At 63.4% G+C, this 14,161-nt stretch carries 10 protein-coding genes; 7 read left to right on the top strand and 3 right to left on the bottom strand.

Annotation, left to right across the window (positions count from 1 at the left end):
* Positions 1–17: 17 nt before the first annotated feature.
* The 7 genes from M2335_RS12830 (at position 18) to M2335_RS12800 (ending at position 10,657) form a co-directional block, all read left to right on the top strand.
* Positions 18–2,417: a TonB-dependent receptor gene (locus M2335_RS12830; RefSeq protein WP_264594919.1), complete on the top strand. Its 2,400-nt coding sequence runs from the start codon at positions 18–20 to the stop codon at positions 2,415–2,417.
* Positions 2,418–2,471: 54 nt separating this feature from the next.
* The gene (locus tag M2335_RS12825) at positions 2,472–3,431 is read left to right on the top strand and encodes a TauD/TfdA dioxygenase family protein (protein ID WP_181558976.1); all 960 of its coding nucleotides are present in this window, start codon (positions 2,472–2,474) and stop codon (positions 3,429–3,431) included.
* A 9-nt stretch (positions 3,432–3,440) separates the two neighbouring features.
* Positions 3,441–5,069 (top strand): thiamine pyrophosphate-requiring protein, encoded by a 1,629-nt coding sequence (locus M2335_RS12820; RefSeq protein ID WP_264576323.1) that lies wholly within the window; start codon positions 3,441–3,443, stop codon positions 5,067–5,069.
* Positions 5,070–5,114: 45 nt separating this feature from the next.
* Positions 5,115–6,434, top strand: coding sequence for a spinster family MFS transporter (locus M2335_RS12815; RefSeq protein WP_264576322.1), 1,320 nt, complete (start codon positions 5,115–5,117; stop codon positions 6,432–6,434).
* Between the two features lie 329 nt (positions 6,435–6,763).
* Positions 6,764–9,139: a TonB-dependent receptor gene (locus M2335_RS12810; protein WP_264594918.1), complete on the top strand. Its 2,376-nt coding sequence runs from the start codon at positions 6,764–6,766 to the stop codon at positions 9,137–9,139.
* A gap of 100 nt (positions 9,140–9,239) precedes the next feature.
* On the top strand, positions 9,240–9,965 hold the full coding sequence (locus M2335_RS12805; RefSeq protein ID WP_264594917.1) for an energy transducer TonB: 726 nt from the start codon (positions 9,240–9,242) through the stop codon (positions 9,963–9,965).
* Between the two features lie 8 nt (positions 9,966–9,973).
* A complete protein-coding gene (locus M2335_RS12800; protein WP_264594916.1) occupies positions 9,974–10,657 on the top strand; it encodes a Fe2+-dependent dioxygenase in 684 nt (227 codons plus the stop codon).
* A 24-nt stretch (positions 10,658–10,681) separates the two neighbouring features.
* Here the strand turns inward: M2335_RS12800 and M2335_RS12795 are convergent, their stop codons facing one another.
* The 3 genes from M2335_RS12795 to M2335_RS12785 form a co-directional block, all read right to left on the bottom strand.
* Positions 10,682–11,842 (bottom strand): PQQ-dependent sugar dehydrogenase, encoded by a 1,161-nt coding sequence (locus tag M2335_RS12795; RefSeq protein ID WP_264594915.1) that lies wholly within the window; start codon positions 11,840–11,842, stop codon positions 10,682–10,684.
* 116 nt (positions 11,843–11,958) lie between these two features.
* Positions 11,959–13,086 (bottom strand): PQQ-dependent sugar dehydrogenase, encoded by a 1,128-nt coding sequence (locus M2335_RS12790; RefSeq protein ID WP_264594914.1) that lies wholly within the window; start codon positions 13,084–13,086, stop codon positions 11,959–11,961.
* Positions 13,087–13,285: 199 nt separating this feature from the next.
* On the bottom strand, positions 13,286–14,020 hold the full coding sequence (locus M2335_RS12785; protein ID WP_181558984.1) for a PEPxxWA-CTERM sorting domain-containing protein: 735 nt from the start codon (positions 14,018–14,020) through the stop codon (positions 13,286–13,288).
* Positions 14,021–14,161 lie beyond the last annotated feature (141 nt).

Raw genomic sequence — 14,161 nt, 5'->3', positions numbered from 1 at the left:
ATTGGAGGAGAGTGATGATGAAGAAGGCCAATCTTTTGTTGCAGGCCGCGAGCGCACTGGCGCTAAGCGCCGCAACCCTGGCGACACCCGCCATGGCGCAGGATGCCCCCGCTCCCCAGCAAAGCGCTCCCCAGCAGGCCGATGCCGATGACATCGTGGTGACCGCGCAGTTCCGCTCGCAGCGTCTGCAGGATGCGCCGCTGGCCATCACCGCCGTCTCTGGCGACATGCTGGAAGCGCGCAGCCAGACGAGCATCGCTCAGGTTGCCGCACAGGCACCCAACGTCAATCTCGCCGAAGCGCCGGCCACCTACGGCCCATCGATCCAGGCGTTCATTCGCGGCGTCGGCCAGTCGGATTCGACGTTCGCGCTGGAGCCGGGCGTCGGCCTCTATGTCGATGACGTCTATTACTCGACGCTGCAGGGCTCGATGCTCGATCTGCTGGACCTCGACCGGGTGGAAATCCTGCGCGGGCCGCAGGGCACGCTTGCCGGGCAGAACTCGATCGGCGGCGCGATCAAGCTCTATTCCAAGAAGCCGGACGGCTCGGGCGGCGGCTATGTCCAGGCAACCTACGGTAGCTTCAACCGCACCGAGGTGCGCGGCGGCCTGAACCTGACGGTCGTGCCCGATCAGCTTTTCCTGCGCGTCTCCGGCGCTGGCGTGAAGAAGGACGGCTACGTCACGCGCTACGATTACCGCTGCACTCACCCGGCCTCGCCGGTGCGGACCTTTGCGATTTCCGACAATTGCAAGCTCGGTACGGAGGGCGGCAAGTCCTATGTCGCCGGCCGCGGCACGTTGCGCTGGACGCCTAATGACGCGGTCGACATTTCGATCATCGGCGACATCACCCGTGATGACAGCGAGTCCGCGCCCTCCACACTGCTCTATGTCGGCACGCTGACGGGGCCGGGGTCGAGCGCGACCGCCCCTTATGTGATCGACGGCGTCCGCTATGGTACGGCCACCGGCTCGCCCTTCATCAGCTATTCCCCTTACGGCAATTTCGCGCAGGATACGTTCACGACCAGCCCGTTCGTGAGCTATGAGAATTACCTCAACTATGCCCCGCGTGATGGCACGGCGCCTTATGCAGCGCCGGCGCGTAACTCCCTTGATACCTGGGGCCTCTCAGGCAACATCACCATCGATGTCGGCGATCTGAGCATCACCTCGATCACGGCTTATCGTAGCTATAATTCGGTGTTCACATCGGCCGAGTCCTCGCCGATCAACATCGCGCTGACGGCCAATGACGTGAACCACAATCAGTTCAGCCAGGAACTGCGCGCCAGCGGTGCGATCGGTACGCTGCTGAACTATACGGTGGGCGGCTATTATTTCGAGGGCACCAGCGACGGCGGCTCGCGTGTCCAGCTTCCCACGCTGGAATTTCGCCAGAACGACCATGTCGAATCCCAGACCATCGCTGCCTTCGCCAATGCCGAACTGCATCTGACGGAGAAGCTGACGCTGATCGGCGGCCTGCGCTACACGGACATTACCAAGAGCTTCCAATATGCGCGCAAGGGCAATCCGGGGAACATCTACGGCGGTAATGCGCCGCCGTCGCTCGCCCCGCTCGATGGGCTGGTGCGGACGTTCAAGGGCGATCGTCTCGATTATCGCGGTGTCATCCAGTATCGCTGGACGCCCGACTTCATGACCTATGCGCAGATCGCGACGGGCTTCAAGAGTGGCGGCGCCAACCCGCGGCCGTTCTTCCCGGCGCAGGCGCTGACGCATGATCCCGAGACGCTGACCGCCTATGAAGTCGGTTTCAAGAGCGACCTGTTCGACCGGCTGCTGCGCCTGAACGTCTCCGGCTTCCTCAACAAGTATAACGACATTCTGGTCAGCGTCTCGACCTGTCCGACGGTGCCGGCCGCGCCCTGCGCATTGCCGCTCAACGCCGGCAAGGCGGATGTGAAGGGCTTCGAGGTCGAGGCGACGCTGCGCCCGGTTCGCGGCCTGCTGATCGATGCCTCGCTCGGCTATCTGGACTTCGACTACAAGTCGATTTCCGCCATCGGCCAGAGCGCTGGCATCACCCTCGATATGGACGCGCCCTTCGTGCAGGAATGGCGCTGGAGCGTCGGCGGGCAGTACAAGATCGAACTGGGTGATGCCGGCTCGCTGACCCCGCGCATCGACGTCAATTCGCAGAGCCCCTATTTCTCGACGGCGATCAACCGCGCGCCGTTCAACCAGGTGGAAGGGCGCACGATCGTGAATGCGCGCCTCACGTATCGCGATGTGGCCGAGGATTGGCAGCTCTCGCTTGAGGTCACCAACCTCACCGACCGGCTCTATTATGACGGCCTGTTCGACAATCGCGGATCGACCCAGTCCATCCAAGGGCGCCCGGCGCGTCCGCGGGAATGGGCTGTCACCATCAAGCGCAATTTCTGATAGATGATGACCCCGGCCGGTCTTGCGCCGGGGTCTTGGAAGAGGAGCTTCGAGATGAACATCCAAGTGTCTCACAAGGGGCAGGCCGCCGATCAGGCGACCGGCACGATCGTGGCGGGTTTGCCCATGCCCGAATTCAAGCGGATCACCGTCGAGCCGATCTCCGGCGCGTGCGGCTGCGAGATCAGCGGTGTGGACCTGCGGGAGCCGCTGGATGACGAGACGCTCGCCGAAGTGATGAAGGCGTTCGAGCATTTTCTGGTCATCGTGTTCCGCGACCAGGATCTGACGCCGGAGCAGCACAAGGCGTTCACGCGCTACTTCGGCCCGATTACCGAGCTGCCGCAGGCGCCGACCTACGGCGAGCATCAGGATATGCAGGAAGTGCGCCGCGAAGCGCATGAGCCGGAGAACGTCGTTCCCTCCTTCGAGCACTTCCACACGGACAGCCCGTTCCTGCTGCAGCCGCCGCTCTGCGTGGTGATGCGCGCGCTGGAAGTGCCCAAATTCGGTGGCGATACCGCCTTCTCGAACGGCTACCTCGTCTATGAGCATCTTTCCGATGCTATGAAGGAACTGCTCGACGGCCTTGAGGTCGTTTACTCAGGCAAGGAAATCTGGGCGCGCAATGAGAAGCTGCCGCCCGAGAAGCGCCTGCGCCTGCGTGAATCGCACGGGTTCAGCGAAGACGAGCTGGAGAATATCCACCCGGCGGTGCGCGTTCACCCGGTGACTGGCCGCAAGGCCTTGTTCGCGACGACGGCCTATTTCAAGCGCTTCGTCGGCTGGACGGAGGCCGAGAGCCAAGCGCTGCTCGGCTATCTCCAGAGCCTTGCCCAGCACCTCCATTATCATTGCCGCGTGAAATGGAAGAAGGACACATTGATTGTCTGGGACAATCGTTTCTTGCTTCATCGTGGCGTCCATGATTTCAAGTACGAACGTCGGCATCTCATCCGCACGACGGTCATGGGCGAGAGGCCGATCGGCCCGAAAGGCCCCAGGAAGGATTGAAATTACCCCATGAAAGTCAGTGCTGCCATCGCCAACATCCTCAAGCGTGAGGGTGTAGACGTCATTTTCGGTTATCCGCGCAACGCCGTGCTGGAGGATGCCGCCGCAATCGGCATCCGCCCGGTCATAGTCCGCCAGGAGCGGACGGGCGTTCACATGGCCGATGCGCTGTCCCGCCTGACGCGGGGCAAGCGCATGGGCGTGTTCGCCATGCAACATGGGCCGGGGACGGAAAATGCCTATGGCGGGGTGGCACAGGCTTACTCCGAATCCGTGCCCGTGTTGGTGCTGCCGCAGGGCTATGCCCGCCGCATCGCCTTCGTGCCGGACAATTTCAATGCCAGCGTCTCGATGCGGGATGTGACCAAGCATGCCGAGCCGATCACGGTTGCGGCAGAAACGCAGAACATCATGCGCCGCGCCTTCACGCAGCTGCGCAATGGCCGTCTGCGCCCTGTGCTGGTCGAGATGCCCTGGGACGTGCTGGGCGAAGAAATCGACGCGCCCGAGAGCTATCAGCCGGTTGTCACCACCCGCTATGCGCCCGAGCCAGACGCGGTGAAGCGAGCAGCCGAGGCGCTGGTCGCCGCCAAGCGCCCGGTGATCTACGCCGGGCAGGGCGTGCACTGGGCCGAGGCCTATGAGGAACTGAAGGCGCTGGCCGAGTTGTTGGCCATCCCCGTTTCCACAAGCCTTGAGGGCAAGAGCGCGTTCGACGAGACGCACCCGCTGGCGCTCGGTTCGGGCGGCGCGGCTATTTCGGGCCAATTGCGGCATTTCCTCGATGAGGCGGACCTCATCTTCGGCATCGGCTGCAGCTTCAGCGAGACGGCGTTCGGCGTGAAGATGCCGCAGGGCAAGCGGGTCATCCATTCGACGCTCGATCCGGCTGACTTCAACAAGAATGTGCCCTGCGAGATGGCGCTGGCCGGTGATGCCAAGCTGACGCTCGGGATGCTGCTGGAAGCCTGTCGCGCGCTGGTGTCAGCGCCGCGCGATGCCGGGCCGGTGGCCGCGGAAATCGCCAAGGTCGAGAAGGAGTGGCTGGCGAACTGGCTGCCGCTGCTGGAGAGCGACGATGCGCCGATCAGCCCCTATCGCGTGCTCTGGGATCTCCAGAAGACCGTGGACGTTGCCAACACCATCATCACCCATGATGCCGGCAGCCCGCGCGATCAGCTCACGCCTTACTGGAAGTCGATCACGCCGCTCAGTTATATCGGCTGGGGCAAGTCCACGCAGCTTGGCTATGGCCTTGGCCTCGCCATGGGCGCCAAGCTCGCTTGTCCGGACAAGCTGTGCATCAACGTGTGGGGTGATGCGGCCATCGGCTTTACCGGCATGGACTTCGAGACGGCGGTGCGCGAGCGCCTGCCCATCCTGTCGATCCTGCTCAACAATGAGGCGATGGCCATCGAACTGCCGGTGATGCCGGTGGCGACCGAGCGCTTCCGCGCGACCGATATTTCCGGCCATTATGCTGATTTCGCCAAGGCGCTTGGCGGCCATGGCGAGCGCGTCACGCGTCCGGAAGAGATCGTGCCGGCCATTCACCGCGCGCTGGCCGCGATCGAGGCGGGGCAGCCCGCGCTGATCGAATTCATAACCGCGAAGGAAACGCGCGCTTCGCGACTATAAAAGCGGGCGACCATAACCGGGTGACTATAAACTGGGAGAGATGCGATGGCCGAAACGACGGCGCCCCCGACTGGCTCTGGCCCTGAGGGGGGCGTGAAGGATTGGAACTTCAGCGCCGTCTACGGCCTCGGGTTCCTCACACTGGTTTCGGCCTTCAATTATCTCGATCGCTCCCTCCTGGGGCTGGCGTTGCCCTCCATTAAGTCGGAGATGCATGTCTCGGACACCGCTCTCGGGCTGGTGTCCGGGCTCGCCTTTCTGCTGTTCTATTCCATCCTCGGCGTGCCCATCGCCTGGGCGGCGGATCGCTACAACCGGCGCAATATCATTGCCGTCGGCTTCGCCTTCTGGAGCCTGATGACGATGGTGACCGGCTGGGTGGCGAACATCTGGCAACTGGCCATCGCGCGCTTCCTCATGGGTGCGGGCGAGGCGTGCGGTATTGCCCCGTCCAATTCGATCATCTCCGACCTGTTCCGCGCGGAGCGGCGCCCGCTCGCTTTCTCGATCTTCGGCACGGCGGTCTCGATCTCATCGATTCTCTTCTTCCCCATCGTGGGCTGGGTCGGCCATGAATATGGCTGGCGGTCGATGTTCGTCGTGGCCGGTATGCCGGGCGTGTTCCTGGCGGTGCTGTTCTTCCTGACGGTCAAGGAACCGGAGCGCGGGGCGTCCGAAGCCAAGCGCATCGAGCGTGCGGCGAGGGAAAGCTTCAAGGCGAGCATGGCCTTTCTCGCCAAGCAGCGTGCCTATGTCTTTTTGGTCATCGGCGCCACCCTGATGGGGCTGAATGTCTTTGCCGCCAGCGTCTGGACTCCGACCTTCCTGACGCGCGTCCACGGCCTCACGCTGGTGGAGGTGGCTGCGACCATCGGTCCGATCCGGGGTGTGTTCGGGGTGGCCGGCGTGGTTCTGGGCGGTCTGCTGATCGACCGGTTGAGCCGCAAGGCCAGCCACTGGCGCATGACCTTGCCGGCGATCACCTGTCTGCTTGCCGCGCCTGCTGAGCTGATCTTCCTGCTCGCCGAGGATACGGCGGTTTGGCTCGCGGCTTATGCGGCCTCGGCTTTCCTTCTGCTGATCCATCAGGGCCCGGTGTTCGCGGCGGTCATGAGCGTGGCGAAGCTGAGGATGCGCGCTGTCGCAACCTCCATCCTGCTGTTCAGCGCGGCACTGATTGGGCAGGCGCTCGGCCCGCTGGTCGTGGGCTATCTGAATGACGTGCTGCACCCCACGCTGGGTGATGTGGCCGTGCGCTATTCGATGCTGGTCATCGTCGTGACGGCGCTGTTGGCGGGGGTGATGTTCCTGCTCGCTGGGCGGTCGCTGGAGGCGGACGCGAAGCGGGCCTTGGCGGACGCCTAAGAGGCGAGAAGGGCAGGCGCTCGCTCCTCGCTAGATTAGACTGCAGATCACGGACGGAGTTGGTGGCCGGGTCAGACCCAAGGCTGCCAACTCCGGCGTCGTTTCTGATCACAGACCAGTCGCCGCTCGGCCCAACTGCGGCACCAAGCGCGCGTAAGGACTGCCGATTCAGCACACGCAAGGGAAGTCGCGGTCACCCACGTTGCAGAACCCAAAAGTTGTAAATCGCAACGCTGACCACAAATCATGTGTTGCAAATCACTCGCAATATCCTAATTGGTGCGACCGACTCGCAATAGCGATCGATGACACCAACTGGGGAACGCCGCATGAGTAAATCCGCCAATCTCACTTCCTTTCTCGCGCTTGGCTGCGTCAGCGCCGTCGCGTTTGCCGCGCCGGCTGTCGCGCAGGATAGCGAGCAGGGGCGCCGTCTGGGCGGGATGACCGTGACCGACACGGCCATCGATGAGTCCGAGGTCAAGGTCGAGCGGGCAGAATCGCCCAAATATACGCGCCCGCTGCTGGATACGCCGCAGACGGTGACGGTGATCGGCGCCAAGACGCTGCAGCAGCAGAACCTGCTCACGCTGCGCGAAGTGCTGAGCACCGTGCCCGGCATCACCTTTGGCGCCGGCGAGGGCGGTTTCGGCTATGGCGACCGCATCAACCTGCGCGGCTATTCGGCCAACAACGATATCTCGGTCGATGGCGTGCGCAGCGGTGCAATCATGAACCGCAACGAGACCTATAATATCGAGCAGGTCGAGGTCGCCAATGGCGCGAACTCGGTGTTCAGCGGCGCGGGCTCGGTCGGCGGGTCGATCAATCTGGTGACCAAGAAGCCGCTGGCGGACGACAAGATGTCGGTTCAGGGCGGCGTCGGCACGGACAATTATTATCGCGGCACCGTCGATCTCAACAGGCGCGTGAGCGACATGATCGCCGTGCGACTGAACGCGGTCTACCACAAGAACGACGTGCCCGGCCGGGACGTGGAGTTCTACGAGCGCTGGGGTGTGGCGCCGGCTGTCACCATCGGTATCGATGGCCCGACCAGCCTGACGCTGCAATATGAGCATCTCGACGACAAGGGCATGCCGCAATACGGCCTGCGTTATTATGCGGCTCAGGGCGGCTATCTGCCCGACTTCAACCAGAGCGCTTATTACGGCTTCGCCAATGTGGACACGCAGCAGTCTGTGACAGACTCGGTGCAGGCGATTTTCTCGCACGAGCTGAGCGACACGGTGAAGGTGCGCAATCTCACTCGCTATGAGAATGTCAGCCAGTACACCGTTACCAGCCAGCCCACGGGCACCTTCTGCCTGGCGAACGGTCTGCAGCCGGATGGCAGCGCCTGCACCGTCGCGATCGGCAGCAGCACGCTGGTCGTCCCGGCAGGCTATTATCTGCCGACCGGTGGTCGTGGCACGGCCCGCCACATCCGCAACGAAACCGCCTATAACCAGCTCGACCTGAGCGCCGAATTCGCCACGGGCGGCATCGAGCACACGCTCGTTCTCGGCGGATCGCTGCTGTGGGAGCGTTATACGCTGAACAATGGTAGCATCCTGCGTGCCGCCGACGGCAGCAATCCCTTTGCCGCCCCGAGCTACTATCCGCTCACCAACATCGCCAACCCCGGCGCCGTCCTCACGGGACCGGCCGCCCCGGCAGGAACGCTGGCGCGCGTCTATGGCAGCAACATCTATACCGGTCCCCAAAACTACATTCAGACCGGCTACAATGTCGGCGAGCAGACCAGCTATGCGGCCTATCTGTTTGACACCATGAAGCTTTCGGACATGTTCGAGATCAACGGCGGCGTGCGCTATGAGCGCTTCGAGGGTTCGACCCGGACGCGCAACGTGACCACCGGCGTGGTGACCGGCCCGTTCGAGGCGAAGGACAATCTCTTCTCCTGGCGTGTTGGCGCGGTGTTCAAGCCGATGCCAAACGTCAGCGCCTATGTGGCGGTCGGCAATTCGCGCACACCGTCCAAGGGTTCGGTTGATGGCAGCTGCGCTGTCAACACCTGCAACGTCGAACCGGAATCGGCGAAGAATTACGAAATTGGCGTGAAGGCCGATCTGTTCGACGCCAAGCTGCAACTCGCAGCGGCGGTTTTCCGCAATGAGCGCGACAAGTATCGCGTGGCCTCGGGCGATCCCACGATTCCCGATCAGGTGCTCGATGGCCGCTCGCGGGTGAACGGCGTGTCGCTGAGCGCCACGGGCAACATCACCGAAGCCTGGTCGATCTTCGCCAACTACATGTATCTGGATAGCAAGCTGATCCAGGGCGTGTCCGACTTCTGTCTGGCCAATCCGGTGAGCTGCGGCAACACGGTGGCCAATCCCGATCCGACGGCCGGCACGGCGCTCTCGGCAACGCCTAAGCATTCGGGCAGCCTGTTCACCACCTACAAGTTCCCGTTCGGTCTCGAAGTGGGCTATGGCCTGACCTATCAGGGTCGCCACTCGATGAACCCGACCGCGACGCCGGTCTATTATGTGCCAGCCTATACGCTGCATCGGATCATGCTGGCCTATCCGGTGACCGAGCGATTGCTGGCGCAGGTGAACGTGCAGAACGTGACGGATGAGGACTATGTCACCACCGTGCGGACCAATGTGAACAACAGCTGGGCGCAGCCGGGGGTGGGGCGGTCCGCCGTGTTCAGCCTGACCTACAGCTACTGAGTGTGGGGGGCAGGGGCGAACCGACCCAAAGCGGTTCGCCCCTGATCCACATCAATGATCCGGCGCACGTCTGGTAATATTGATTCGCATTATTGACGGAATGGGCCTGTTCGTCGATAGCGGCAGGCGAAAAGGGGTGTCCGCAGTGAACATTTCACACTCGGCAAGTCAGGGGCGCTATGGGCAGGGCAGGCGGTTCAATCCGCTGGTCGTGCTGCTCGTCATCATGATCCATGCCGGGTTGTTCGCGCTTGTCACCCGCCTCGGGCCCAGTTTCAAGGTGGGTGAGGCGCCCAAGGTCTTCACGGTCAATCTGATCTCTTCGCCGCCGCCTCCGCCGCCCGTCGACGCGCCGCCACCGCCGCCCCGTGCGCCCGAGGTGGTGGTGCCGCGGCCACAGATCGACATTCCCCGGATTGATCCGCCGATGGTGGCCGCAATGCCGGATATTCCGGTCGTCCCGGTCTTGGCACCGGGGCCGCCGGCACCGCTCCGCCCGGCCGCCGCGCCGATCTCAGTGCCCTCGGTCACCGACGGCGGCGACCTGGGCACGCAAATGGTGGCCGGCAAGGCGCCGCGTTACCCCATTGAGAGCCGCCGCAAGCGGGAGCAGGGCGTGGTCCTGCTGGCCTTGACCGTGGGCCTCGATGGTTGCGTGGACGATATCAGGATCGCACGCAGCAGCGGTTTCACTCGGCTCGACAAGGCCGCGCTCGATGCCGTCAAGCGCTGGCGCTGGCGGCCCACCTTGCGTGATGGCCAGCCGGTTTTCGTGAAAGGCGTGGTGGAAATCCCCTTCGTCATTCAATCCCAAGACAACGCATAAGGCGCTTCATGCTGATCCCCATTCCAGAGGTGCTCGACGGGCCGACGCTCGCCAAGGTGCGTGATCTCATCGATTCCGCCGCGTGGGTAGATGGCAACGTCACCTCCGGCCATCAGTCGGCGCTGGCCAAGAACAACCTTCAGTTGCCAGAGGAGGCGCCGCAGGCCCAACAGGCCGGCGAGATCATCCGCGACGCGCTGGGCCGCAATCCTTTGTTCATTGCCGCAGCGCTGCCGCTCAAGATCTTTCCGCCCCTGTTCAACAGCTATGCGGGTGGGCAGTCCTTTGGCGTGCATGTCGACAATGCCGTGCGGATCCAGGCCGGCACCGGCTTTCGCGTCCGTTCGGACCTGTCCATGACGATCTTCCTCGAGCCGCCCGAGGCTTATGATGGCGGTGAACTGACAGTCGAGACGCAATTCGGCGTGCAGCAGGTCAAGCTGCCGGCCGGCCATGCCGTGCTCTACCCGTCATCCTCCCTGCATCGGGTGGAGCCGGTGACGCGCGGCCGCCGGGTGGCGAGCTTCTTCTGGCTGCAATCGATGATCCGCGACGACGGTGAGCGGCAGATCCTGTTCGATCTCGACAGCAGCATCCAGCAACTGGCCGCCACGCTGGGGCAGGGTCATGCCGAAGTGATCCGCATGACCGGGGTCTATCATAATCTGCTGCGCCGCTGGGTGGACGCTTAGGCCAGCCACCGCCCTCAGACTCGCTCAGCCTTTCGGCGTCAGCTTGAGCATCCGGCCCTTGGGGCTGTCTTCGAGCAGCCAGAGCGCGCCATCCGGCCCGACCCGCACGTTGCGCAACCGCATGCCCATGCGCCAATGGTCGGCCTTGGTCGCCGTCTCGCCGTCAAGTGAGATGCGAACAAGCGCCTGACCGGACAGGCCGGTGATGAACAGCGAGTTCTTCCAACCCGCGAACAGGTCGGCATTGTAATAAGCCAGCGAGGACGGCGCGAGCGAAGGGTTCCAGTAGAGCTTGGGCTTCTCGAACCCGTCATCGGCGCTGTGGTCCGGGATGGGGCGCTTGTCATAATGGTCGCCATAGGAGCGGGTTGGCCAGCCATAATTCCCGCCGGCCTTGACGACGTTCAGCTCGTCGCCGCCAAGCGGGCCCATTTCCACCTGCCACAAACGCTCATTCGCATCGAAGGCGAGGCCGGTCAGATTGCGCTGGCCATAGGTCCAGATGGCGGGATGGAAGCCCTTGGCCGCCAGCGGGTTTCCCGCGGCGGGTGTCCCGTCCAGATTGAGATGCAGCACCTTGCCGAGCGTCGACTTGGGGTCCTGCGCCGGGTCGAACTTGGCGCGCTCGCCATTGGTGAAGAACAGGCTGCGCTTGTCCGGCGCGATGGCGATGCGGCCGGAATAATGGGCGCCGCTCACCATATTGGGCGTCGCGCGGAAGATGATCTTGACATCCTTGAGCGCGCCGCTTGCTTCATCAAGCGTGGCGGTAGCCAGCGCGGTGCCGGTTTCCTTGCCTTCGCCGGGTTCGGAAAAGCTGAAATAAATCTGGCGACTGGCGGTGAAGTCCGGTGCGAGCACCACGTCCATCAACGCGGCCTGGCCCTCGCTGACGACGGTCGGCGTGCCCAGCAGCACCGTCTTGTCGCCCGTGCGGGGATCGAAAAGGACCATCGCCCCGCGCTTCTGGGTCACCAGCTGCTTGCCGTCCGGCAGGAAGGCCATCGACCAGGGATAATCGAAGGTTGCGACCTCGGTGATCGTGAAAGGCAATTGGGAGAGATCGACTTTGGCCGGGGCCGGGGCCGCAGGCGGCGTCGCGGGGGCGGTCTGGGCGAGCGTGGGCGATGCGACGCCCAGGGCCAAAACCGCCCCCAGGGCGATGCGGTGCGGACGGAATGACATAGGCGCTCTTCTCCAGTCGGTCTTTTGTTCCGCCGGCCCATAAGCGGTGGGCCGGCCGGGAGCAATGACCGAGGCCGCGCGCGCCTTGACCGAGCGCGAAGCGGCGCGCGGCTGGATCAGGCTGCGGGCGTCAGCTTGAGGAGGCGGCCATTTTCTCCGTCCTCAAGCAGCCAGATCGCGCCGTCCGGTCCGGCGCGTACCGCGCGGATGCGCGCGCCCATGTCCCAGTGATCGACCTTGGTCGCGGTTTCGCCATCGAGCGCGATGCGGTCGAGCGACTTGCCGGAGAGGCCGGTGATGAACAGCGAGTTCTTCCACTGCGGGAAGAGGTCGGCATTGTAATAATCCAGCCCGCCGGGCGAGATGGCCGGCACCCAAAAGACCTTGGGCGCTTCATAGCCGTCGCCCGGCTGATGATCGGGGATCGCCTTGCCGTCATAATGGTTGCCCATGGAGGCGTTGGGCCAGCCATAGTTGAGGCCGGCTTTGATCAGGTTGATCTCATCGCCATGGCGCGGCCCCATTTCCATTTCCCATAGGCGTCCATCGGCATCGAAGGCGATGCCGAGCAGATTGCGGTGGCCGTAGGACCAAACAGCCGGGTGGAAGCCCTTGGCCGCGAGCGGATTGCCGGCTGCCGGGCTGCCATCGAGGTTGAGGCGCAGGACCTTGCCGAGCGTCGTGCCCGGCTCCTGCGCTGGCGTCATCAACTGGCGGTCACCAGCAGTGAAGAAGAGATGGGTCTTGTCCAGCGAGAAGGCGATTCGGCCGGAATAATGGCCGCCCTTCTCCGAGCGATCATCGCCCCGGAAGATCACCCGCACATCGCTCAGCGCAGCCGCTGTCGGGTCCAGCTTCGCAGTCGCCAGCGCAACGCGGCTTTTCTTACCCTCGGCGGCTTCCGAGAAGCTGAAATAGATCGTCTTGCTGGTCGCATAATCCGGGGCGAGCCGCACATCCATGAGCGCCCCCTGATCGTCGCTCTTCACGCTGGGCGTGCCGCTCACCGTCTGCTTGCGGCCGCTTTGCGGGTCGAGCAGGATCAGCGTGCCTTCCTTCTGCGTGACCAGCATGTGCCCGTCCGGCAGGAACTCCATGGCCCATGGCGAGGCGAACTGCGCGACTTCCGTGGTCTGGAACGGTGCGCCGCTTGCCGCCTTGACCTCATCGGGCGCGGACGCGCTGCCGCAGGCGACAATGGCGAGGCTGACGGCACAGGTCAGGCCGAGCTTACGGACATTCATGGGGCGGATCTCCGGCGAAGGGTGGGATATCCGACCATAGCGACAAGAGCGGCTTGGCGGTAGACCGTTCTATAACAAGAGCTTGGCGCGCACCGCCCGCCAGAACGCAGCTTGAGTGGCGGGCCTCACCCACGCCCGAGATGCTGACAAAAAAGGGGAGCCGAAGCTCCCCTTTCTCATATCGACTTTTCCTGAACGATCAGGCGAAGCTGATGGTCGCGTTGGTCTTGCGGCGACGCATGGCGTAGCCGGTCACGGCCAGACCGCAGATCATCATGCCCCAGGTGGCCGGCTCAGGAACCGGAGCCGACGTCTGCGTGACGGCGTAAGTGATACCGTTGACCTTGAAGCTGTCGTTGCTCTGCCTGTCATTGAAGGCGGCAGCCACGTAGAACAGGTTGCCGGACAGATTGTTCGGATTGATATCACGGTTCTGGTCCTGACCGTTGCCGCTCGAGTAAATCGAGGTGCCGAACAGCGACGTGAACGTGGAATAGTTCGCGATCGTGAACGTGCTGTTGAAGGCCACGTTGGTGCTGCCGATAGCATAATTGATGTCGGTGTCGCCGAAGCTCACGAGGCCGATCTTATCGACGGTGACCATCTTGTCGAACTGGAACACCAGGATGTCCGTATAGCCGTTATTGTCGACCGTGTGCGAGTCGTCGTTGGGGCCATTGAGGACACCGAGGCCAGGCGTGTAGGCGCCGACGGCAGCCTTCGACAGGGTCGTGTCGTTGAGGCTGTAAGCCGTGACTTCCAGCTTGGTGCCGTCCGACCCGGTGTAGGTGCGCACGTTGCCGATGGAGCCATCGCTATTGCCGCCGCTGGTCAGCAAGAAGGTGGCTGCCGAGGCGGACGCCGGCAGCATCGCCGTCGCGGCAATGGTCGCAGCCGACAGCAGTACGGCTTTCCTGAAAGACTTGTGAAACATGATCTATAACTCCCACAGATATTAACTTTCAGGTTTTGCCCCGGAAATGCGTGCGCCCATGACGGGAGTCCGGTAATCCGGGCCCATCTGGCGCTTTGCATCTGTCAAAGGTCACCCCACCTGAGGTCTTGGAGATATCTT

Source organism: Sphingobium sp. B12D2B (assembly GCF_025961775.1).
GTDB lineage: Bacteria > Pseudomonadota > Alphaproteobacteria > Sphingomonadales > Sphingomonadaceae > Sphingobium.
This window is presented reverse-complemented; position numbering and strand designations above follow the sequence as displayed.

Bases quoted from the DNA above. Each gene is read 5' to 3' on its own strand.
- M2335_RS12805 (WP_264594917.1), top strand. From the start codon at position 9,240: ATGGGCCTGTTCGTCGATAGCGGCAGGCGAAAAGGGGTGTCCGCAGTG.
- M2335_RS12825 (WP_181558976.1), top strand. From the start codon at position 2,472: ATGAACATCCAAGTGTCTCACAAGGGGCAGGCCGCCGATCAGGCGACC.
- M2335_RS12790 (WP_264594914.1), bottom strand. From the start codon at position 13,086: ATGAATGTCCGTAAGCTCGGCCTGACCTGTGCCGTCAGCCTCGCCATT.
- M2335_RS12830 (WP_264594919.1), top strand. From the start codon at position 18: ATGAAGAAGGCCAATCTTTTGTTGCAGGCCGCGAGCGCACTGGCGCTA.
- M2335_RS12810 (WP_264594918.1), top strand. From the start codon at position 6,764: ATGAGTAAATCCGCCAATCTCACTTCCTTTCTCGCGCTTGGCTGCGTC.
- M2335_RS12795 (WP_264594915.1), bottom strand. From the start codon at position 11,842: ATGTCATTCCGTCCGCACCGCATCGCCCTGGGGGCGGTTTTGGCCCTG.
- M2335_RS12820 (WP_264576323.1), top strand. From the start codon at position 3,441: ATGAAAGTCAGTGCTGCCATCGCCAACATCCTCAAGCGTGAGGGTGTA.
- M2335_RS12815 (WP_264576322.1), top strand. From the start codon at position 5,115: ATGGCCGAAACGACGGCGCCCCCGACTGGCTCTGGCCCTGAGGGGGGC.
- M2335_RS12785 (WP_181558984.1), bottom strand. From the start codon at position 14,020: ATGTTTCACAAGTCTTTCAGGAAAGCCGTACTGCTGTCGGCTGCGACC.
- M2335_RS12800 (WP_264594916.1), top strand. From the start codon at position 9,974: ATGCTGATCCCCATTCCAGAGGTGCTCGACGGGCCGACGCTCGCCAAG.